The organism is Kocuria marina (assembly GCF_000786655.1).
Lineage (GTDB): Bacteria > Actinomycetota > Actinomycetes > Actinomycetales > Micrococcaceae > Kocuria > Kocuria marina_A.
Window position 1 is genome coordinate 40722 of sequence record NZ_JROM01000062.1, and the last position, 20093, is coordinate 60814.

A 20093-nucleotide genomic window follows, 5' to 3' on the forward strand; every position below is an offset into this window, starting at 1 on the left:
TCACAGGCGTTATCGGACGACGTCACCCGCGGACGTCACCCGACGACGTCGCCCCCGGACCGTCCCACCGTGCGGCCCGTCCGCGCCCCAGCGGACCGACGCGCTGCGCGCCTCACAACCAGTTCTTGACCTTGAACACCGCGTAGAGCACCACGGCCACGAGCAGCATGAGGCCCAGGGACATGGGGTAACCCAGGCGCCAGTCGAGCTCGGGCATGTGGGTGAAGTTCATGCCGTAGATCGAGCCCACGATGGACGGCGCGAAGAGGATCGCCGCCCACGAGGAGATCTTCTTCATCTGTTCGTTCTGCTGCATGGCGGCCTCGTTCTGCCGCGCCGTGGTGAGGGTGGAATCCACGCTCATGGCGTCGGTGAGCGAGGCCCGCATGGATTCGAGCTTCCCGCTGACCTGGATTACGTGATCCAGCACGTCCCGCAACCGGTGCTGCAGTTCCTCGTGCGTACCGTACTTGGTGAAGCCCGTGAAGTAACGCTGCATCACGTTGCTGAGTGGGGCCACCCCGCGGTGGAAGTCGTTGATCTCCCGGGCGAGCTCATAGATCCGTTGCGAGACGTTCGGCTGCCCGGCGAACAGGGCGTCCTCGATCTCGTCGATGTCGTTCTCGAGACCGTCGAGCACGGGGAAGTAATCGTCCACGATCTGGTCCAGCAACGCGTACAGCACGCCGTCCGGACCGAAGCACAACAGCTCCCGGTCCTCCTCGACCCGCTTACGCACCCGCCCCACGCCGTTGGACTCGGAGTGGCGGATGGTGATCACGAAATGGGGTCCGGTGAAGATGTGGATCTCACCGATCTCCACGGTCTCGGTCGCGTCCTGGTAGACCGCCGGGCGGATCACGGTGAACAGCGTCTCGCCGTAGCGTTCCATCTTGGGGCGCTGGTGCGCCTGGACGGTGTCCTCGACCGCGAGCTCGTGCAGGTGGAAGTGCTCGGCGAGCGAGCGGGTCTCGTCCGGATCGGGCCGGTACAACCCGATCCACGCCACGACCGTGTCCCCGCTCTCGGACGCGGAGGGCTCCCCGGGATGCTCCAGCATCCGCTGCAGCAGGTCGTACGTCTCCTCGAGGGACCGGGGCGACTCGACCCTGCGCCCGTTGCGGTAAATGGCGTTCTCCACGATGCTCACCCGGACATTATGGGCCCCGCCCGCGCGTCGCACCGACCGCACCCTGCCGCGCCCGCACCGCCCCGGGGAAAACCGGTCCGCTGTCAGGGGTCACCCCGAACGCGTCAGTAGACTGGCGCTCATGAGCAAGCCGTTCGATTCCCGCGTGGGCGCCTATGCCCTGATCACCCGCGACGAGCACGTGCTGTTGACGCACTGGAACCCCCGTCACCCGGGGTTCGACGGCGCGTGGACCCTTCCCGGCGGCGGCATGGAACCGGGGGAGCAACCGGAGCAGACCATGATCCGGGAGGTCTTCGAGGAGACCGGTTTCCACGTGGAATCGGATGGCCTGGTGGGCGTGCACAGCTACTGGATGACCCCCGAGCAGCGCCTGGACGGTCAGCCCCGGGTCAATCACGCGTGCCGCGTCCTGTACACCGCCCACGTCACGGGCGGTGAGCTGGCGGTCGAGCAGAACGGTTCCTCCGACGACGCCGCGTGGTTCCCGATCGCACGCATCGACTCCCTCAAGCGCCTGGACCTCGTGGACCAGGGCCTGCGACTCGCCGGGCTCACGAGCATCGTCACGGACCCGGACACCCCACCCGAGGACATCCCCGAGCAGGACGTGGCCACCGAGCCCGGCCAGGACCGGTGAGTCACGGGGTGCGGCTGCGCGCCGTCGCCGCGCTCGCGAGCGGCGCCCTCCTGCTGAGCGCGTGCGGCGCGGGCGGCGGGACCGGCGGGCCGGACACGGGAACGGCGAGCCAGGCGTCGTCGTCGAACGCCACGGGGGAGCCCACCGTGAAGATCGCGACCGGTGTGGACCTGCAGACCCGCGTGCTGGCGCACCTGTACCAACAGCGGCTGGCCGCGGACGGGATCACCGCGAGCGTGGTGGACGTGGGGACCACGCGCGAACAGATCGTGGACGCACTGCAGGCCGGCCGCGCGACCATGGTCCCCGACTTCACCGGTGATCTGTACGTGTACACGCGGCAGAACGAGCGGCCTGCCTCGCCGCAACCGAGTGCGAACCCCTCGTCCACGCGTTCTCCCGCCCCGGACACGGACACCCCGCGCGGGCTGCTGGACTCGCTCGGGCAGTTGCTCGGCATCACGGGGGAGACCGGGCCGTCCGACGACGACGTGTACCGCGCCCTGCCCGGGGCACTGCCGCGCGGGCTGACCGTGCTCGATTCGTCGTCCGCGCAACGTACGGACCGCGTGGTGGTCACGGCCGCGACGAACGCGCAGTACAACCTGGGGGGGCTGAACACGATCGGGGAGCACTGCCCCGAGATGGCCGTGGGGATGGCCCGTGGCTACGCGGACAGCGCCCAGGGGGAACGCGGGCTGAAGGCGTATTACGACTGTGCGCCCAAGGCCGTGCCGGAGTTCGCGACCACCGGTGAGCTCGTGAATGCGCTGCTGAGCCACGATGTGCAGGCCGCGGTGCTGCGTTCCTCCGAACCCGCGATCGACGACGACAGGCTCGTGGAACTGGACGACCCGAACCGACTGTTCCGCCCGGAGCGCGCGGTGGTGCTCAGCTCCGTGGGCATGGACGACCGGGCGGTGGCGTCGGCGAACGCGGTCTCGGCAGATCTCACGTCGGAGGACCTGACGACCATCACCCGGCTCGCGGGCGGGTCCGATCCCGCGATGAGCCCCGAACAGACGGCCACGTTCCTACGCGAGCAGCCGCGCTGACGTGATCCGAGAAGTGCTGACGTGCGACGGGAGGCAGTAAGCGACGTCGTGGGCCCTTGAGCCGCGGAGCACCGCCGCGTGCCGACCGAATCGGGATGGGGGCGCCGAGTATGGTGACCCCATGGCAAAGGTGAAACAGTCCGACAAACTGAAGAACGTCCTCTACGACATCCGCGGGCCCGTGCTCGAGCAGGCGGAGAAGATGGAGGCCGCGGGTCAGCGCATCCTGCGCCTGAACATCGGCAACCCCGCACCCTTCGGCTTCGAGGCACCGGACGCCATCCTGGTGGACATGATCAAGAACCTGCCGAACGCGCAGGGCTACTCGGACTCCCGGGGCATCTACTCCGCGCGCACCGCGGTGGTGCAGTACTACCAGACGCGCGGGATCATGAACCTGGACACAGACGACGTCTACCTGGGCAACGGTGTCTCCGAGCTGATCACCATGACCCTGCAGGCACTGTGCAATCCGGGCGACGAGATCCTCATCCCCTCACCGGACTACCCCCTGTGGACGGCGTCGGTGGCGCTGTCCGGTGGCACGCCCGTGCATTACACGTGCGACGAGGAGAACGGGTGGAACCCGGACCTCGAGGACATGGAATCCAAGATCACCTCGCGCACCAAGGGCATCGTGATCATCAACCCCAACAACCCCACGGGTGCGGTCTACTCACGCGAGACCCTGCAGAAGATCGTGGACCTGGCCAAGGAACACGAGCTCATCCTGTTCTCGGACGAGATCTACGAGAAGATCACCTACGACGACGCCGAGATGATCAACACCGCGAGCCTCACGGGCGAGGACGTGCTGTGCCTGACGTTCTCGGGCCTGTCCAAGGCGTACCGGGTGGCCGGCTACCGCTCCGGGTGGCTCGCGATCACCGGGCCGAACTGGCGCGCGGAGTCCTACCTGGAGGGCATCAAGCTGCTCGCCAACATGCGTATGTGCGCGAACGTGCCCGCACAGCACGCGATCCAGACGGCGCTGGGTGGATACCAGTCGATCAACGACCTCATCCTCCCCGGCGGGCGGCTCAAGGCCCAGCGGGACATCGCCCACCGTAAGCTCAACGAGATCGACGGCGTCACGTGCGAGCAGGCCCGCGGTGCGCTCTACCTCTTCCCCAAGCTGGACGTGGAGAAGTTCGGGATCGTGGACGACGAGCGCTTCGCCCTGGACCTGCTCAAGGAACAGAAGATCCTCCTCAGCCACGGCACCGCGTTCAACTGGGGCAAGCCGGACCACTTCCGCCTGGTCACGCTACCCGCGGTGGACATGCTGGACACCGCCCTGGATCGGCTCGGCGAGTTCCTCTCCGGGTACCACCAGTAGGCGGTTCCTGACCCCGGCAGCGGCCCGCGCGGCGTCTCCCACGGGGTGACGTCGCCGGGCCGCGCCGGGGTGTGCTCGTCACCGGCCGCCACCGCGTCCGCCCGTCGACGGCGCGTCAGTCCTCCGACGCCGCCTGCTCCCGGTTCTCCTCGCGCCGGGCGCGGGCGGCGTCGAGGCGTTCGCGGGCGCCGTCGAGCCACTGTTCGCAGCGGGTGGCCAGGGCTTCGCCCCGTTCCCACAGGTGGAGTGACTCCTCCAGCGTGGTGCCGCCCGCTTCGAGCCGGGCCACGGTCTCCACGAGTTGCTCGCGGGCCTGCTCGTAGCTCAGACCGTCCACGTCCGAGAGATCGGGGCGGGATCCGGCCGAGCCGCTGGGGCGGGCATCGTCCTGTCCGGTGCTGTGCTGCTCGCTGCTGTTCTGCTGTGCCACGGTGTGTCCTTCCAATGGGGTGGGGGAGATCGAGGGGCGGGGTTCAGTGGTCCCCGGGCTGGCGGTTGGTGCGGGAGGAGACATTCACCCCGAGTTTCCCGGCGGCCAGGCGCACGGTGAGGTCCTGCCCCTCGGAGGCGTCGCGCGCATCGGTGAGGACCGAACCGTCCGGGGTCTGCACGACCGCGTAACCGCGATCCAACGTCTGCTGCGGGGACAAGGCCCGCACGCGGGCGCGCATCTGGGCCACCGTGTCCTGCGCTCGCACGGTCTGGGCGTTCACCGCGGACCACGCGCGTGAACGCCAGCGATCCAGGTCCTCCTCACGGACCAGGATCATGGAGTCCGGCTGGGCCAGAGAAGGCCGGGACCGCATGGTCTCGAGCCCCTGGTGTTCGCGCTCGATCATGGTGCTCACCGCGCGATCCAGGGCTCCGCGCGCCTGGGCAATGCGAAAGCGTTCGTCGTGCACGTCCGGGACGATGCGTTTGCCCGCGTCGGTGGGGGTCGAGGCGCGCAGATCCGCGACGTAATCCAGCAGGGGTTGGTCGTTCTCGTGGCCGATCGCGCTGACCACCGGCGTGTGGGCGGCGAACACCGCGCGCAGCACGGATTCGTCACTGAACGACAACAGGTCCTCGAACGCGCCCCCGCCGCGGGCGATCACGATCACGTCCACGGTGTCCATGGCGTCGAGCTCCGCGAGGGCCTGGACCACGGCGCGGGCCGAACCGGCTCCCTGGACCGGAACCTCGCGGATCTCGAACTGCACACCCGGCCACCGGTTGGTGGCGTTGCGCACCACGTCCTTCTCGGCATCCGAATTGCGCCCGGTGATCAAGCCGACCCGGTGGGGCAGCACCGGGAGGGGTTTCTTGTGGGCGGGGTCGAACAGACCCTCCTCCGCGAGCGCGCGCCGCAACCGTTCGAGGCGTTCCAGCAGGTCACCCAGCCCCACGGGGCGGATGTCCCGCCCGATCATGGACAGCCGCCCGGTCTTGACGTAGAGATCCGCCTTGAGATTCACGATCACCCGGGAGCCCCGTTCGAGGGGACGTTCCAACCGGGACATCTCCGCCTTGAACATGGTGACGCTGACCGAGACCTCGTCGTGGAGGTCGCGCAGCGTCACGTAGGAGACGCGGGCGCGGTGGTTGACCTCGATCACCTGACCCTCGACCCATGCCGCAGGCGCACGTTCGATCCACCCGTGCAACCCGTACGACAGCTTGCTGAGCGGCCATGGATTCTCCGGGGTGGTGTCCCGCGCCAACCGGGGCGTCTCGGCGGGGCGTTCCGGTGCGCCGGTGTCTTCGCTCGGGGGCCACGTACTCATGGGACATAAGTATCACCTGACGGGGACACGCACAGCCGGTTCTCCGTACAGTGGAGTCGTGAGCTCCTCTCCGTCATCCCGTCCCGCGGCGCTGCTCCGCAGCCTGTGCGCCGCCCTGTGCGCGATCCTGGCCGGCGCGGGGTTCGCCGCGTGGTTGGGGCTGACCTGGATCCAGGATCATCTGCTCTCGCCCTCGGGGTTCCAGGACACCGCGGCCGCCGTGGTCACCGAGACGACCTTCCAGGACGAACTCGTGCGTACCGTGCTGGACCGCGCGACGTTCAACGCCCTGAGCGACGTCGAGGTCGGGATCGAACCCGTGGACCAGGCCATCGAGCGCGTCCGGGAAACGGCGGTCACCGCCGCTCAGTCATGGCTCACCGCCCCCGAGCAACAGGGGACGTGGATCCAGGTCCTCCAGGACACCCACGACGCGAACGTTCCCCTGAGCGCCGATTCCGCGGACGCGCCCGAACACCTCGTGGTGGACGCCACCGCGTTGGGTGCCGCCGTGGATCACCAGGTCGAGGACGTCATCGGGATCTCCCCGGGGATCGCCCGCAACGATCTGACCATGACGGTCCCCGGTGCCGAGACCGGTCGCGTGCTGGACGCCCTGGTGTGGCTCGCGCAATGGCGATACGCCCTGCCGTGGCTCGTGGCGCTGCTCGCGGTGCTCGCCGTGGTGGTCAGCCCGCGGCGCTGGCTCGCAATTGCCGGGGTGGGCCTGGCCGGTGCGCTGTTCACCGGTGTCCTGCTCGCCGTGGTGTTGTGGGCCGCGAGCTCCGTGGTGGACGCGTCCGGTGTGGAGCCGGTGGCGCACCTGGTTACGGAACAGATCATCACGCTGTTGCGAGAATCCTTCGTGGGACGCAGCGTCACGGGCATGATCGGTGCCGCGTGCGTGGCCCTGGTGGGTGTGATCGGCGCCGTGGTGCGCTCCCGTATGGTCACTTACCATTAAGGACATGTCCACTGTGGTTGACCTGTCCATGCCCACCGTTCCCCGGGTTCGTCGCACTCCCCAGGAAATTGCCGACGCCGCTCCGGTCACCGGAGAGCGCAAGGTCCTGTTGGCCGCGCCGCGCGGATACTGCGCGGGCGTGGATCGCGCGGTGATCGCCGTGGAGAAGGCGCTCGAGCACTACGGCGCCCCGGTGTACGTGCGCAAGGAGATCGTGCACAACAAGCACGTGGTCCAGACCCTCGAGGAGCGCGGCGCGGTCTTCGTGGAGGAGACGGACGAGGTGCCCGAGGGCTCCCTGCTGGTGTTCTCCGCCCACGGGGTGTCTCCCGCCGTGGTGCAGTCCGCCCACGACCGTAACCTCCACACGATCGACGCCACGTGCCCGCTCGTGACCAAGGTGCACCGCGAGGCCGTGCGCTTCGCCAAGAGCGACTACGAGATCCTGCTCATCGGCCACGTGGGACACGAAGAGGTCGAGGGCACGTTCGGGGAGGCCCCCGAACACATCCAGATCGTGAATTCCCCGGAGGACGTGGACCACATCCAGGTCCAGGACCCGGACAATCTCGTGTGGCTGTCCCAGACCACGTTGAGCGTGGACGAGACCATGGAGACCGTGAACCGGCTGCGCGCCCGGTTCCCCAACATGATCGACCCGCCCAGCGACGACATCTGCTACGCGACCTCCAACCGCCAGGCGGCGATCAAGGAGATCGCCCCGCAAGCGGATCTGGTGATCGTGGTGGGCTCGGCCAACTCGTCGAACTCCGTGCGCCTCAAGGAGGTGGCCCTCGAGTACGGGGCCCGGCGCGCCGAACGCGTGGACTTCGCCCACCAGGTGGACGAGTCCTGGTTCGAGGGTGTCGCGACCGTGGGTGTGACCTCCGGTGCCTCGGTTCCCGAGGTCCTCGTGCGCCAGGTCCTGGACCTGCTCGCGGAGTACGGCTATTCGTCCGTGGACGAAGTGGTCACCGCCCAGGAGGACATCTTGTTCTCCCTGCCCAAGGAACTGCGCGCCAAGCTGGCCCAGGACGGGGACACGTCCCGTCGGTTGGGCGGCCGCGGGGCCAAGCCCACCCGCTGATCCCCGGCTGCCCGCCTCAGTCCCGCACGAACTCCGTGGCCGTGATCGGGCGGGGGACCGAGTCCACGGGTTTGGTGTCCAGGGCATCGGTTCCCGTGCTCGTGGGATCCAGCTCGGCGATCTTCCGGGCCGAGGGCAGCACCCGTGACTCCAACGAGCCCACGAGTTTGTTGTACCCGTCCACGGAGCGCCGCAGGGACCCGCCCATGTCGGCCAGGTGTTTACCCACCGCACCCATCCGGTCGTACAGCTCCCGCGACAACCGGTAGAGCTCCCGCGCGTTGTCCGTGAGGGTGGCCTGGCGCCAGCTGAACGCCACGGCCTTGAGGGACGCGAGCAGGGACACCGGGGACACGAGCGCCACGTTGTTGCGCGCGGCGTACTCCAACAATGACGCGTCCGCGTCCAAAGCCGCGGCGAGCGCGGACTCGATGGGCACGAAACACATCACGAGCTCGGGGGAGTTCTCCTCCGCGGACCAGTACTTCTTGGTGCCCAGGGTGTTCACGTGGGAGCGCAGTGCTTTGGCGTGGGCCGCGAGCAACTGGGCGCGGCGCTGCTCGCTCTCCGCCGAGCCGTCCGACGGGACCGCCTGGGCGTCCAGGTAGGAGTTCATGGGTGCCTTGGCATCCACCACCACGGTCTGCGCACCGGGGAGGTTGACAACCATGTCCGGTCGCTGCACGCCGCTGTCCGTGGTGCGTACGGACTGCTCGGCGAAATCCACGTGCCGGGTCATGCCGGCGGCCTCCACGACGCGACGCAACTGCATCTCACCCCACGCACCGCGCGCCGTGGTGGAACGCAGCGAGGATTCGAGCGAACCCGTGGCCTGCAGGAGTTGCCGGTCCGTAGTGCGGGCCGCTTCCAACGCCTGGGCGACCGCGCCGAACTGCTGGGCGCGGTCCCGTTCCATCTGATTCACGTGCCGCCCCACGGTGGAGAGTTGATCGTTGAGCGGAGCCAGGGCGCGCATCACGTTCTGGTCCTGCACCGAGCGGGCCTCGAGTGAAGCCACCCGTTGTTCGAGTTGTTCGCGGGCGGAACGGTCCGCGGCCGCTTCCTGCAGTGCCGCGAGTCGCTGTTCCTGGGCCTCGTCCAGCTCGGTTTCCAGTACCCTGGCCTTCCGCGAGGCCACGAGGTACCCGAGCACCCCACCCACCACGAGCGCGAACAACGCCCACAACCACCACACCTGAGACATCACGGAACCGTCCATGGGCTCACGATGACAAGACCGTCCGACACGCACAAGCGCACGGGTGACCGCGGCTCAGATCCACCCGTTGCGCAGGGCCAGGGCCGCGGCCTCCGACCGGTTCTGCACACCCGTCTTGCCGATCGCGGAGGACAGGTGATTGCGCACGGTACCGGGGGAGAGGTGCAGGGCCGCGGCGATCCGCTTGGCGGACGCGCCGTTCGCGGCCTCGCGCAGCACGTCCTGCTCCCGCTGGGTCAGCGGGTTGGCACCGGCCACGAGTGATTCCTCCGCGAGCGCGGGGTCGATCGCGCGCAGCCCCGCGTGCACGCGCCGGATGGCCTCCGCGAGCTGCTCGGCGGGCGTGTCCTTGACCACGAAGCCGCTCGCCCCGGCCTCCAAGGCGCGGCGCAGGTACCCCGGCCGGTCGAACGTGGTCACGATCAGGCACCGCGTTCCCGAGCCGCCACCCGTGATCTCCCGGGTGGCCTCGAGCCCGTCCAGCACGGGCATCTCGACGTCGAGCAGCGCCACGTCTACGTGCTGCGAGGTCACCGCGGCCACGGCCTCCCTGCCATCGCCCACCTGGGCCACCACGCGGATGTCCGGTTCCAGGTCCAGCAGGGCGGCGAGCCCGGCCCGGACGAGCGCTTGGTCGTCGGCGATCACCACACAGATCGGATTCATGCCGGCTCCACCACGATCCGCATTCCGCCGTCCGTGCCGGCCACGGGCGAGGTCACGGTCAACCGCAGTCCCGCGGCCTCGGCCCGCTCCCGCATCCCGCGCAGGCCATTGCCGGGTAGTCCGTTGCCGCGCAGCACGGAAGTCGACGTCGCTGCCGCCCCGTTCCGCGCGCGGCCCGGCCCGGTGTCGTCGCCGGACCGACCCGACCCGGCGACGTCGGCCGCTCCGTCCGAGGCGGCGCCGGCACGAGAGGAGGACATGATGGCGCCGTCGGCCGCTGTGCGCGAGGCCGGGTCGGTACGCGGGGCGGGCGCGGCGTCGTCGTCCGCTCGTGCGAGGCCCATGCCGTCGTCCGTGACGGTCAACGTGGTGGGAGTGAGCGTGACCCGGCACGAGGACGCCGCGGAATGGCGCACCGTGTTGGTCACGGCCTCACGCAGGATCCAGGCGAACGCGGAACGGCGCGCTGGGTCGATCGAGGGCACGGTGTCGGGCAGGTGCGGCGTGATGCCTGCTGAGCGCAGGGCTGCGCGGGCCTGGACGAGTTGGACGCTCAGCTCGGGTTCGCGCAGTTTGCCCACGGTGGAGCGCACGTCGGTGAGGGAATCGCGGGTGAGGACCAGGACGTCGTCGAGCTCCTGGGCGGCGCGCTGCGGATCGGTGGTCAGCAGCCGCTGCGCCAGCTGGACCTTCATGGACACCACGGTGAGGGAATGGCCCAGGATGTCGTGGACGTCGCGGCCCACCGCTTCGCGCTGCCGAGCCAGCTCCAGCTCCCGCTTCAGTTCCTCCTGGACCTCGGAGCGTTCCATCATCCACCGGGAGATGAGCAGCAGGAAGACCGCGGGCAGCGTCCCGATCAGCGGCCACCCCCACTCGTGCGGTGGTCGGGTGAGCAGCCACGGGGCGCTCGCGGCGAGCACCACCACCGCCGCGGAAACCAGGGAGGCCTGCATGCTCAGCCGGAAGATGCACACGGCCACGAAGAACGGCGCCACGTATGTGACCGCCAGCCCCGCGGCCGGCACCACGAGGGCCAGCGGCAGCAAGAGGATGAGACACCAGAACAGGGCGTTGGTCCGTTCGCTGCGGCGCGGGAACGGGTACTCGAGCAACCACGAGACCACGTAGAGCGCGGCGAACAGGCCCAGACCGGTCAGGCCCAGCGCCTTCGTGCCGCTCGAGACGGGTGCGGAGAGCACCCCGGAGGCCGGGAAGAAGAGGAAGACCAACCACACGGACGCGTAGAGGACGTCCGGCCACGTCGATGTCCCCGGGGCGGGGTCGCTCGCGCACGCGGTACCCCGGACCGCGGGGTTCTCGGAAGTCGTGGTGGTCATCGGCGGGCCGTTGCTCTTCGGGCCGCGATCAGGGCGATGGCGCCGAAGATCGCGGCCCAGACACCCACGTTGGCCAGTAGCAGCCACACGCTGTCCTGTTCGGCCGTGCCGTCCACGGCGACCACCCAGCCTTCGGTAATCGGATAGCGGGCAAGTCCCACGATCCCATACAAGGGCGTGAAGCGCGCGAAGTCCAGCAATGCACCGGACAGCGGCATGAACACGTTGCCCAGGAATGCGAGCACCACGAGCAGACCGGACGCCGCGCTCACGGCCCCGTCCGAGCGGAACAACAACCCCGCGGCCAGTCCGTAGAGCGCGAAGACCGAGGAGCTCGCCACCACGATCCCGGCGGTCGCGAACCAGCGCCAGAGGTCGTCCAGCATGGAATTGGTGAGCAGGCCGGCCAGGTACACGATGATCACCGGTATCACGGCCACGGAGACCGCCACCGTGACCTTGGTCGCGGCGTACCCGCCCGTGCCCATGGGGGTCATGGCCAATTGGCGGCCCCACCCCTGCAGCCTCTCGACCGCCGCACTGCCCGCGATGGACGTGGTGGCGTCGACGGCTCCATACGCGGCCATGGACACCATGAGGTACGCGGAGACGTTGCCGTGGCCCGAGGATTCTCCGGACCAGCCCTGGGTGACGCCGAACATGACGAACAATGCGGCGGGCAGGACGGCGATGAAGAACATGTTCGCGACGTCCCTGACCTGGCGCCAGAAATCGTGGAGTGTGTAGGTGAGGTTCATGACGGGATCCTTCGTGGGTCGGATGAGGCGGGGACGCTGCGGTTCAGTGCTCGCCAGAGCGGTTCACGAGGGCGGCGAAGGCGTCCTCGAGCCCGCCGCGAGAGATCTCCAGCTCGGTGGCCGGGGTCTCGGTGAGCAGGACGCGGGCCAGCCGGTCCGATTCCCGGGTGTGCGCGGTGACGCGGGTGCCCGCCCGATCGAGGTGCGTGACGCCGGGAAGGTCCGGCAGCGGCATCGTCCCCGGCCAGGAGAAGGAGACGGTCTGACGGGTGGAGGCGGAACGGAAGCTGTCGGGCGTCCCGTCGTGGTGGACCATGCCGTGGTCCATGAGCACTACGCGCCGCGCAAAATCCTCCGCTTCCTGGAGGTAGTGGGTGGCGAACACGACCGTGAGCCCGCGCTGGGCCTCGACATGCATCGTGTCCCAGAACTCGGTGCGGGACTGCACGTCCATGCCCGCGGTGGGCTCGTCCAGCACGAGCAGTTCGGGGCGGGGGAGCAGGGCGAGCGCGAACCGTACGCGTTGCTGCTGACCGCCCGAGCACCTGGACACCTTGCGGTTCGCGAACTGCGCGGCTCCGGCCCGCTCGAGCACCTCGGCCACCGGCGCGTGGTCGCGGTAGAGCGAGGCGATCATGGTCACGGTCTCGCGCACGGACAGGTCCCCGAGCAGCCCGCCCGCTTGCTGCACCGCGCCGACCTTCCCGTGCGCGACCGCGGCGCGCGGCGTCTCACCGCACACGCGCACCTCGCCCTCGGTGGGGTCGGTCATGCCGAGGACCATGTCCAGCAGGGTCGTCTTCCCGGCGCCGTTGGGACCGAGCAGGGCGACGACGTCGCCGCGCGGGACCCGCAGCGAGACACCCTTCACGGCGCGCACCGTTTCCCGGCGGGTGCGGAAGGACTTGACGGCGTCCGTCACGGTGATCGCGGGGGCTTCCCGGGGTGCTGTGGTGTTCATGGCTCCACCCTCCCGCGGGCGGCCCGGGCCCGGAACCGTGGTTTGTCACGACGTGGGGGTGACAAGTGTCAGGGGTGGGCACCGTCGGTGGGACCTACTGACGCGGGGACGGAACGTACGCGGGCGGGCCACCCGGCGGTCCGGGCACCGGTAGACTGGTCTGCCGTGGCTCTTACTATCGGAATCGTCGGTCTGCCGAACGTCGGAAAATCAACCCTTTTCAACGCGCTCACGCGCAACACGGTGCTCGCCGCGAACTACCCGTTCGCGACCATCGAGCCCAACGTGGGTGTGGTGAACCTGCCGGACGAGCGGCTGGACAGGCTCGCGGAGATGTTCGGTTCGCAGAAGATCGTGCCGGCCACGGTGTCTTTCGTGGACATCGCGGGCATCGTGAAGGGCGCGTCCGAGGGGGAGGGGCTGGGCAACCAGTTCCTGGCCAACATCCGTGAGGCCCACGCGATCGCCCAGGTCATCCGTGTGTTCGACGATCCGGACGTGGTGCACGTGGACGGGAAGATCGATCCCGCCTCCGACATGGAGACTATCAACACCGAGCTGATTCTGGCCGATCTGCAGACCCTCGAGAACGCCATTCCCAAGCTCGAGAAGCAGGTCAAGATCAAGAAGGGCTCGCCCGAGCAACTCGCGGCGTACCAGGCCGCGGAGAAGGTGCTGGCGGAGGGCCGCACGATCTTCGAGGCCGCCGGGCCCGAGAAGCTCGACACCGACAACCTGCGTGAGCTGAATCTGCTCACCGCCAAGCCGTTCATCTACGTGTTCAACGCGGACGAGGGCGTGCTGTCCTCACCCGAGCGTCAGGCTGAGCTGGAGGCGCTGGTGGCGCCCGCGCAGTGCGTGTTCCTGGACGCGAAGCTGGAAGCTGACCTCGTGGAGCTCTCCGAGGAGGAGGCCCGCGAGATGCTGGAGATGGAGGGCCAGGACGAGTCCGGCCTGGACAAGCTGGCCCGCGTGGGCTTCTCCACCCTGGGCCTGCAGACCTACCTCACCGCCGGGCCCAAGGAGGCCCGCGCGTGGACCATCAACCAGGGCGACACCGCCCCCAAGGCCGCCGGGGTGATCCACTCGGACTTCGAGCGGGGCTTCATCAAGGCGGAGATCGTCTCCTACGACGACCTCATGGCCGCCGGATCCATGGCCGATGCGAAGGCCGCGGGCAAGGTGCGCATGGAGGGTAAGGAGTACGTGATGCAGGATGGGGATGTGGTTGAATTCAGGTTTAATGTCTAAAAAAGCGCGTCTGACCAGGGGTTTTACCTTCGCAGCTTCCGATTTGGCTTGGCGGACGAGTTCCGATCTACCATCAGTTGCTAAGCGTTTGGTCCGCTGACCTGGGACTTTGATCGGCCTCTGCGGAGCTTCCGCAGGGGCCGATTCTGCTCTCTGTGGTGCGGGAGCGCCTCTGGGACGCAGCCTCGGCTGGCCAATGCTGCGGAGGGTTCGAGTCGTTCGACGCGCGATCTCTCGGCAGGTGCGCTGACTCAATAAGCAGCCTGACTCAATAGTCGGTCGCCTCGACGACGCCGCGGTTCACTGGGGCAGGTCTCGTTCCGCCAGAGTGCGAGTGATCTCGTCCCACTGGGAGCTCGCGATCAGTTGGTTGTGCCGGCGCAAGGCGGTCTGCCATGACCCGAACTCAGCTGGGAGCTCGCGCCACGTGATGCCGGTGCGGGTCTTGTAGAGAGCGGCGTCGACGATCGTGCGTATGTCAGTGCGTGGCCGTCCGCGGCGAGGGCCCTTTTCTGTGTGGGGACGATATCTTGATCCAGCTCCATTGCTATCTGTGAGTCGTTGAGAGTCAGACTGGAGGCCCTCGGTGACGCTGCTGGCGTCACCATTCTTCGCCTGGTCATCGATTCGCACGGCTTTGACCACGCCGCGGATGACGGCGCATGGGGCCTCAGCCACGCACTCACTGTAGTATCCAGACGTTGGTCGGGTGCGGAACGCGATCGAATCTCGTTTCCGTTCGATGAAGGCGTACCGCCGTCGCTAGGTCCGGTCGCGGATCGTAGCCTCTTCTCAAGTGAATGAATGCTTGCAACCGCATAAGTCCGATGTAATACAGTCGATCCGTCGACCTATAGGAAGAAAGCGGCGCATGTCAAAACGGTTCTTTATCTCGCACGCTGGACCTGACAAGCCTTTGGCCATTGACCTCAAAGCGCTGCTCGAAGATGATGCGTGGGTCGACCTCCATGAGATCGATCTCGGCGATGTCCTGTGGCACGAGATAAGTGATGGGATCGAGGCTGCTACCGACTTCGTGCTCCTGTGGTCCGCAGCGTCGGCCCGATCTAAGTGGGTGCAGTACGAGACAACGCTGGCTTTCACTCGGTGGCTCGAAGACAGCGCGATCGCACTCCGCATAATCTGCCTAGACGAGACTCCCGTGCCCTTCCGGCTGCGTCCGTTCCTGCAGGCACGGGGCGCTGACACAGCCGAATTGATTGCGGGAGTACTTCGGAAGAACGAGCCAGCTCCCGCGCCGCGCAGGCGGTTCTTCAACCGCAACGATGAGATCGGGATCATTGAGGAACACCTCTACGCTTCGACCACCGCCGCGCTGTGGATATGCGGCGTTCCGGGGAGCGGCAAGCGCTCGTTGGCGAGAGAAGCGCTTCAGCGGATTACTACCGGTCAGGGGACGGTCGCGCGAGTCCGTGTCTCTAGCGGCACAGCGGAGCCCGAACTGGACTTGTTGCTGGCTTCGTCGCTTCAGAAATCTCCAGCGGCAGAATCTTCGACGCTAACTGAACTTGTCGAACACACTCGCATGATGATCCACGAGTACATCGTCGCGGGTGGCGTGCTCGTTTTCGAAGACGCTGAGCACTGGCTCACCGAGGACGGCGCGCTCGGCCGTCTTGCCGAGCACGTAGTGGCAGCCGTTCACGAAGCAGACCAAAACACGGATCGGCTGGTCATCTTCACTTCGCGTCGTCGGCCGAGGATTTCTGCATCTCTTGAGACTGCAGTGCGGAGCATCTACCTTCAGGGACTTCACCCGAAGCACGCGATACCTCTCCTGCGAGCGCAGGGCGCGTCCGGCGAGGACGACGACCTGAAGTCCGTCGCGCTCGAACTCGATGGGCACCCGCTCGCCCTCGAGGTGGTAGCACCGCAACTCCCGCTCAACGGGGCGTCGCTGAACGATAAGCGCCACGAAATCGCGACTGACTTGATCGATCCCGCTCGCATCCAGAGCGTTACCTGGCGGATGCTCGAGGTGCTGTCGCTGGTCGATGGCCCACTGAGTGGTGAGGACCTGGCGAATAATCTTGAACTAAGCGCGGAGGAATTCTCCCTCGCGGTCGACGAAGCCACTAGCTACTCGCTCGTTCGGCTCGCTGACTCCGGAACGCTCACGCTTCATCCGCTATTGCGCGACTACTATCTGCGTTCGTTTCGGAAGCAGCCCGACTATGCCCCGCAGACAGCGGCGTTGGCCGACATACTCCTAGCGCGCCTTTCCGGCATTGAGCCAACTGACGAAAACTACACAGCGTCGCTGCTCTCCACCGTCAAGGTGCTGGGCCTTTCCGGCCGCCTCAATGAGGCCCGTGACCTCAGACAGGGGCTGATAGGAACACTGTACGAAACCGGTGTCGAGTTGTTCCATGAACGGCGATACGAGGCCGCACTCGAACATCTTGAAGAAGCGCTAACGGGTGACGACGTCGTCGACCTACCTGCCAACAGGGTTCGCATGAAGACTTTGGCCCAGCTGGGCAGGCTTCCGGAAGCTCGCGCGCTCGGTGATGTGCTCGTTCGCGACAACCCTCAAAACGCTGGTGTGATGCGTGACCGGGGCCGGGTCGAGCAGGCAGATCGAAAGTGGTCGGAGGCCATCGCCTGGTACGAGCGCGCAATCCCGTTCAGGAACAACAAAGCTCAGCTCTATGCCGACATCGCTCAGGTGCGTGTCAGGATGCAGGACTGGCCGGGGGCGGCCGCAGCCGCTAAAACGGCGATTGACATGGGGGGAGACACCCCCTACGCGCTCTCGACATACTCGCAGGCGCTTGAGGCGCAAGGCATGTTGGTAGACGCGAGCAAGGTGATGGCGCAAGCAGTCGTTCGGGAGCCTAAGAATCCCCGATATCGATACAGGCTGGGGCGAATCGCGATGCAACTCGACGATCGGGCCAGTGCGATACGTGAGTTCACCAGATGCGTCGAGCTCGATCCGCAATTTGTCGAAGCTCCCCTTTCTCTGGCCAGCGTGCAGATCGACGAAGGCCTGATTTCGAAGGCAAAGGAGACCCTCGCACGAGTTGACGGTTCTCCCGGTGCTCCATCTGCTGTGCTGAACAACGTCAAAGCGAAACTGGCTCTTGCGGAGGGTGATCTCGCGACCGCTCAAGCGGCGTCGGACGCAGCGCTTCAGGATCGACGGGATTCGCACAACCTCACCCTCGCCATTCGCGTGTCGATAGCAAGAGCAGAGGCTAATGAGATTCCGCTCGGACAGGCGGCCGCTCAGGTGAAGCTCATCGCGAAGGAACTCGACAGGCAGGGCAACCTCGGCGCGGTCCTAGAGATTTCGCAACGATTTTCCAAGTACTTCGACTGATCAGGACTTGATGTTTGCCGGATGCGTAACGTGGTTGAATTCAGATTCAATGTCTAAAAAAGGGCGTCCGACCAGGGGTTTGCCTCCGCGGATTCCTATCTGGCTCGGCGGACGAGTTCCGGTCGACTAACAGATACTAAGTATTAGTGCCGCCGGCCTGGGATTTTGATCGGCCCCTGCGGAGCTTCCGCAGGGGCCGAGTCTTGCTTTCGCGGTGTGTGGCGGAGCAGGCAATCGGCTGGCCAGTTCCGGGGCAAGATAGAGTCGCTCGGGGGCGATTTCTCGGTCTAAGCGCTGACTCAAAAGTGGGTCGTCTCAACGACGCCGCAGTTCACTGGGGCAGGTCTGGTTCCGCCAGAGTGCGAGTGATCTCGTCCCACTGGGAGCTCGCGATCAGTTGGTTGTGCCGGCGCAAGGCGGTCTGCCATGACCCGAACTCAGCTGGGAGCTCGCGCCACGAGATGCCGGTGCGGGTCTTGTAGAGAGCCGCGTCGACGATCGTGCGTATGTCAGTGCGTGGCCGCCCGCGGCGAGCGCCCTCTTCTGTGTGGACGATGTGCTTGATCCAGCTCCATTGCTCATCTGTGAGTCGTTGATAGTCGGGCTGGAGGCCCTCGATGTCGCTGCCGCCGTCACCAGCCTTCGCCTGGTCATCGATTCGCACGGCTTTGACCACGCCGCGGATGACAGCGCATTCGGCGCATTGGACGGTTGGCTCAACGTAGCGAGGGGAATGCCCGACCAAGGTCTCGACGTGCTGGCAGGTCAGTTCCACTCGCCAAGTGGCGCTGCGGTCGATGTGCAATGAGGGTGGGTATAGGAGCTGTCGGAGCTCATCGCGCTGAGTCGGCGAAAGTGGCGGGAACGGGCAGCACAGATGGCAGTGCTCCACCCTGTTGTTCTCGAGACGCCAAACCCCCATGTTGCATGCCGTGTGGGCTGACCCCGTTTTTTAGGTCCGGTGGTTCTGGGAGTCGTCCTGTCGCCCGTGGTTGCGGGCAGGGAGACTGGTCAGATCATGTCGAACAGCAGGAAGCGTCACACCCCGGAGCAGGTCGTCCGCAAGCTCGGGCAGGCCGACAGGATGCTCGCCGACGGCAGCGACATCGCCGCGGTGTGTCGGGAGCTTGGGATATCCGAGCAGACGTATTACCGGTGGCGTAACCAGTACGGCGGACTGAAGGCCGACGACGCGAAGCGCCTCAGGGAACTGGAGAAGCAGAACGCCACGCTCAAGCGGTTGCTGGCCGAAGCGGAGCTGGAGAAGGCCGCGCTCAAGGAGCTGGCCGAGGGAAACTTCTAGGCCCGGGCAGGCGCCGCGCCGCCGTCTCGCACCTGATCAGGACACTGCAGGTGAGCGAGCGGATGGCGTGCCGTCTGGCCGGGCTGAGCAGGTCCGCGTACCGTCGCCCGCTCAAGGGCGACACGGTCGCCGACCCTGATCGCGCGTTGCGAGACTGGCTGCGCGCGTGGGCGAAGAAGCATCCCCGCTACGGGTACCGGCGGGCGTATCACGACGCCCGGGGTGAGGGCTGGGCGGTCAACCACAAGAAGATCCAACGCCTCTGGCGAGCCGAAGGCCTCCGCGTCCCGCAGCGGCGACGCCGCAAGCGTGTCGGATCCTCGACCGTCGACGCCCCGGCGGCAGTCGCACCGAACCTCGTATGGGCGGTGGACTTCCAGTTCGACGCCGACGAGCGGGGCTGCCCGATCAAGATCTGCTCCATCGTCGACGAGCACACCCGCGAATGCATCGGCGGGCTCGTCGAGCGGTCGATCACCGCCGACCGGCTCACCGCCCACCTCGAAGAGCTCGTCGCCGTCCGCGGTGCACCGGGTGTGCTCCGCAGCGACAACGGGCCCGAGTTCATCAGCGACGCGATGGCCGACTGGGCCGGCACCCGCACCGGCCTGTTCTACATTCCGCCCGGCTCGCCCTGGCACAACGGATACGTCGAATCGTTCAACAGCCGCCTCCGCGACGAGTGCCTCAACATCAACAGCTTCTACTCACTGCTGCACGCCCAGGTCGTGATCGGCGACTGGAAGACCGAGTACAACCATCAGCGTCGGCACTCATCGCTCGGCTACCTACCCCCGGCCGAGTACGCTCGGCAGTGCACCCATCAAATCGAAACCGACGACTCACAGAGCGACCGGACCGAATGAAGGGGGCGGCCCACAGCCACCAGCCGGCGGCGGTGAGCTCTGTCGTGGTGCAGGCGCCGAACAGGTTGGCCAGGATTCCGGTGTGTGGGTTCAGATACGGGTCACGGTATGGGTTGGGGGCATCACTCAAGGCTGTAGCGGGCGCGGGTGCGCCGAACCAGCTCCTCGATCTCGAGCCCATCTGCGGCGAAACGATCCAGCTCCGCCCGGGTCGCTGTGGTGACGTGAAGTCCTTCCATGGCTGCGCTGTGCACCACGGAGGCCACCTGTTGTGCCCGGTCTATCTCGAGAGCCGGCGGCAGAATGTGTTGCTGAGCCATGGAACCTCCCCGATCAGTGTGTCAAGTCGCGCCATGCACAACTGTCTCCTACTCCCCATTAC

General features: G+C 66.9%; 19 protein-coding genes. 8 read left to right on the plus strand and 11 right to left on the minus strand.

Features of this window, described 5'->3' with window-relative positions:
• Window positions 1–112: 112 nt before the first annotated feature.
• Window positions 113–1150 carry a magnesium/cobalt transporter CorA gene (corA, locus tag AS25_RS13585; RefSeq protein WP_035965922.1) on the minus strand — a complete coding sequence of 346 codons (1038 nt, stop codon included), beginning with the start codon at window positions 1148–1150 and terminating at the stop codon, window positions 113–115.
• A 121-nt stretch (window positions 1151–1271) separates the two neighbouring features.
• Here corA and AS25_RS13590 point away from each other — a divergent pair, with 121 nt between their 5' ends.
• The 3 genes from AS25_RS13590 (at window position 1272) to AS25_RS13600 (ending at window position 4184) form a co-directional block, all read left to right on the plus strand.
• Window positions 1272–1790 (plus strand): NUDIX hydrolase, encoded by a 519-nt coding sequence (locus tag AS25_RS13590; protein ID WP_035965923.1) that lies wholly within the window; start codon window positions 1272–1274, stop codon window positions 1788–1790.
• Window positions 1787–2845 carry a glycine betaine ABC transporter substrate-binding protein gene (locus tag AS25_RS13595; protein ID WP_035965925.1) on the plus strand — a complete coding sequence of 353 codons (1059 nt, stop codon included), beginning with the start codon at window positions 1787–1789 and terminating at the stop codon, window positions 2843–2845. Before AS25_RS13590 ends, AS25_RS13595 begins: the two co-directional genes overlap by 4 nt.
• Window positions 2846–2966: 121 nt before the next feature.
• Window positions 2967–4184, plus strand: coding sequence for a pyridoxal phosphate-dependent aminotransferase (locus tag AS25_RS13600; RefSeq protein ID WP_035965927.1), 1218 nt, complete (start codon window positions 2967–2969; stop codon window positions 4182–4184).
• Window positions 4185–4299: 115 nt separating this feature from the next.
• Here the strand turns inward: AS25_RS13600 and AS25_RS15415 are convergent, their stop codons facing one another.
• Together AS25_RS15415 and xseA are read right to left on the minus strand one after the other, a co-directional pair.
• Window positions 4300–4614, minus strand: a complete 315-nt coding sequence (locus tag AS25_RS15415) for an exodeoxyribonuclease VII small subunit (RefSeq protein WP_035965929.1) — start codon at window positions 4612–4614, stop codon at window positions 4300–4302.
• Between the two features lie 43 nt (window positions 4615–4657).
• A complete protein-coding gene (xseA, locus tag AS25_RS13610; protein ID WP_035965931.1) occupies window positions 4658–5950 on the minus strand; it encodes an exodeoxyribonuclease VII large subunit in 1293 nt (430 codons plus the stop codon).
• Window positions 5951–6008: 58 nt separating this feature from the next.
• Here xseA and AS25_RS13615 point away from each other — a divergent pair, with 58 nt between their 5' ends.
• Window positions 6009–6914 (plus strand): hypothetical protein, encoded by a 906-nt coding sequence (locus AS25_RS13615; protein ID WP_035965934.1) that lies wholly within the window; start codon window positions 6009–6011, stop codon window positions 6912–6914.
• Window positions 6915–6918: 4 nt separating this feature from the next.
• Complete coding sequence (locus AS25_RS13620) at window positions 6919–8001, plus strand: 4-hydroxy-3-methylbut-2-enyl diphosphate reductase (protein WP_035965937.1); 1083 nt, start codon at window positions 6919–6921, stop codon at window positions 7999–8001.
• 16 nt (window positions 8002–8017) lie between these two features.
• Here AS25_RS13620 and AS25_RS13625 read toward each other — a convergent pair whose 3' ends face one another.
• From AS25_RS13625 to AS25_RS13645, 5 genes are read right to left on the minus strand one after another with little or no spacing between them, the layout of a single operon-like run.
• On the minus strand, window positions 8018–9220 hold the full coding sequence (locus tag AS25_RS13625; protein WP_253270607.1) for a DNA recombination protein RmuC: 1203 nt from the start codon (window positions 9218–9220) through the stop codon (window positions 8018–8020).
• Window positions 9221–9274: 54 nt separating this feature from the next.
• Window positions 9275–9886: a response regulator transcription factor gene (locus AS25_RS13630; protein WP_035965940.1), complete on the minus strand. Its 612-nt coding sequence runs from the start codon at window positions 9884–9886 to the stop codon at window positions 9275–9277.
• Entirely contained in the window at window positions 9883–11226 is a 1344-nt protein-coding gene (locus AS25_RS13635) for a sensor histidine kinase (protein WP_084118247.1), read from the minus strand. The genes AS25_RS13630 and AS25_RS13635 overlap by 4 nt, the downstream gene beginning before the upstream one ends.
• Entirely contained in the window at window positions 11223–11984 is a 762-nt protein-coding gene (locus tag AS25_RS13640) for an ABC transporter permease (protein WP_035965943.1), read from the minus strand. The genes AS25_RS13635 and AS25_RS13640 overlap by 4 nt, the downstream gene beginning before the upstream one ends.
• Window positions 11985–12027: 43 nt before the next feature.
• Window positions 12028–12945, minus strand: a complete 918-nt coding sequence (locus AS25_RS13645) for an ABC transporter ATP-binding protein (protein WP_035965946.1) — start codon at window positions 12943–12945, stop codon at window positions 12028–12030.
• Between the two features lie 165 nt (window positions 12946–13110).
• Here AS25_RS13645 and ychF point away from each other — a divergent pair, with 165 nt between their 5' ends.
• On the plus strand, window positions 13111–14196 hold the full coding sequence (gene ychF, locus AS25_RS13650) for a redox-regulated ATPase YchF (protein WP_035965948.1): 1086 nt from the start codon (window positions 13111–13113) through the stop codon (window positions 14194–14196).
• 300 nt (window positions 14197–14496) lie between these two features.
• On the opposite strand, the gene AS25_RS14455 is transcribed toward ychF, so the two are convergent.
• Window positions 14497–14874, minus strand: coding sequence for a transposase (locus AS25_RS14455; protein ID WP_156961008.1), 378 nt, complete (start codon window positions 14872–14874; stop codon window positions 14497–14499).
• 193 nt (window positions 14875–15067) lie between these two features.
• On the opposite strand from AS25_RS14455, the gene AS25_RS13655 reads away from it, so the two are divergent.
• A complete protein-coding gene (locus AS25_RS13655) occupies window positions 15068–17542 on the plus strand; it encodes a TIR domain-containing protein (RefSeq protein WP_035965951.1) in 2475 nt (824 codons plus the stop codon).
• A gap of 331 nt (window positions 17543–17873) precedes the next feature.
• On the opposite strand, the gene AS25_RS13660 is transcribed toward AS25_RS13655, so the two are convergent.
• Window positions 17874–18347, minus strand: coding sequence for a transposase (locus AS25_RS13660; protein WP_035965953.1), 474 nt, complete (start codon window positions 18345–18347; stop codon window positions 17874–17876).
• 213 nt (window positions 18348–18560) lie between these two features.
• On the opposite strand from AS25_RS13660, the gene AS25_RS13670 reads away from it, so the two are divergent.
• Window positions 18561–19711 (plus strand): IS3-like element ISPfr10 family transposase gene (locus AS25_RS13670; RefSeq protein ID WP_097776160.1). Its coding sequence is split into 2 segments (ribosomal slippage): window positions 18561–18831 and window positions 18831–19711, totalling 1152 coding nucleotides; the frame shifts between segments, so codons are not numbered across the junction.
• Between the two features lie 122 nt (window positions 19712–19833).
• Here the strand turns inward: AS25_RS13670 and AS25_RS13675 are convergent.
• Entirely contained in the window at window positions 19834–20031 is a 198-nt protein-coding gene (locus AS25_RS13675) for an antitoxin VbhA family protein (protein ID WP_035964347.1), read from the minus strand.
• Window positions 20032–20093: the final 62 nt, after the last annotated feature.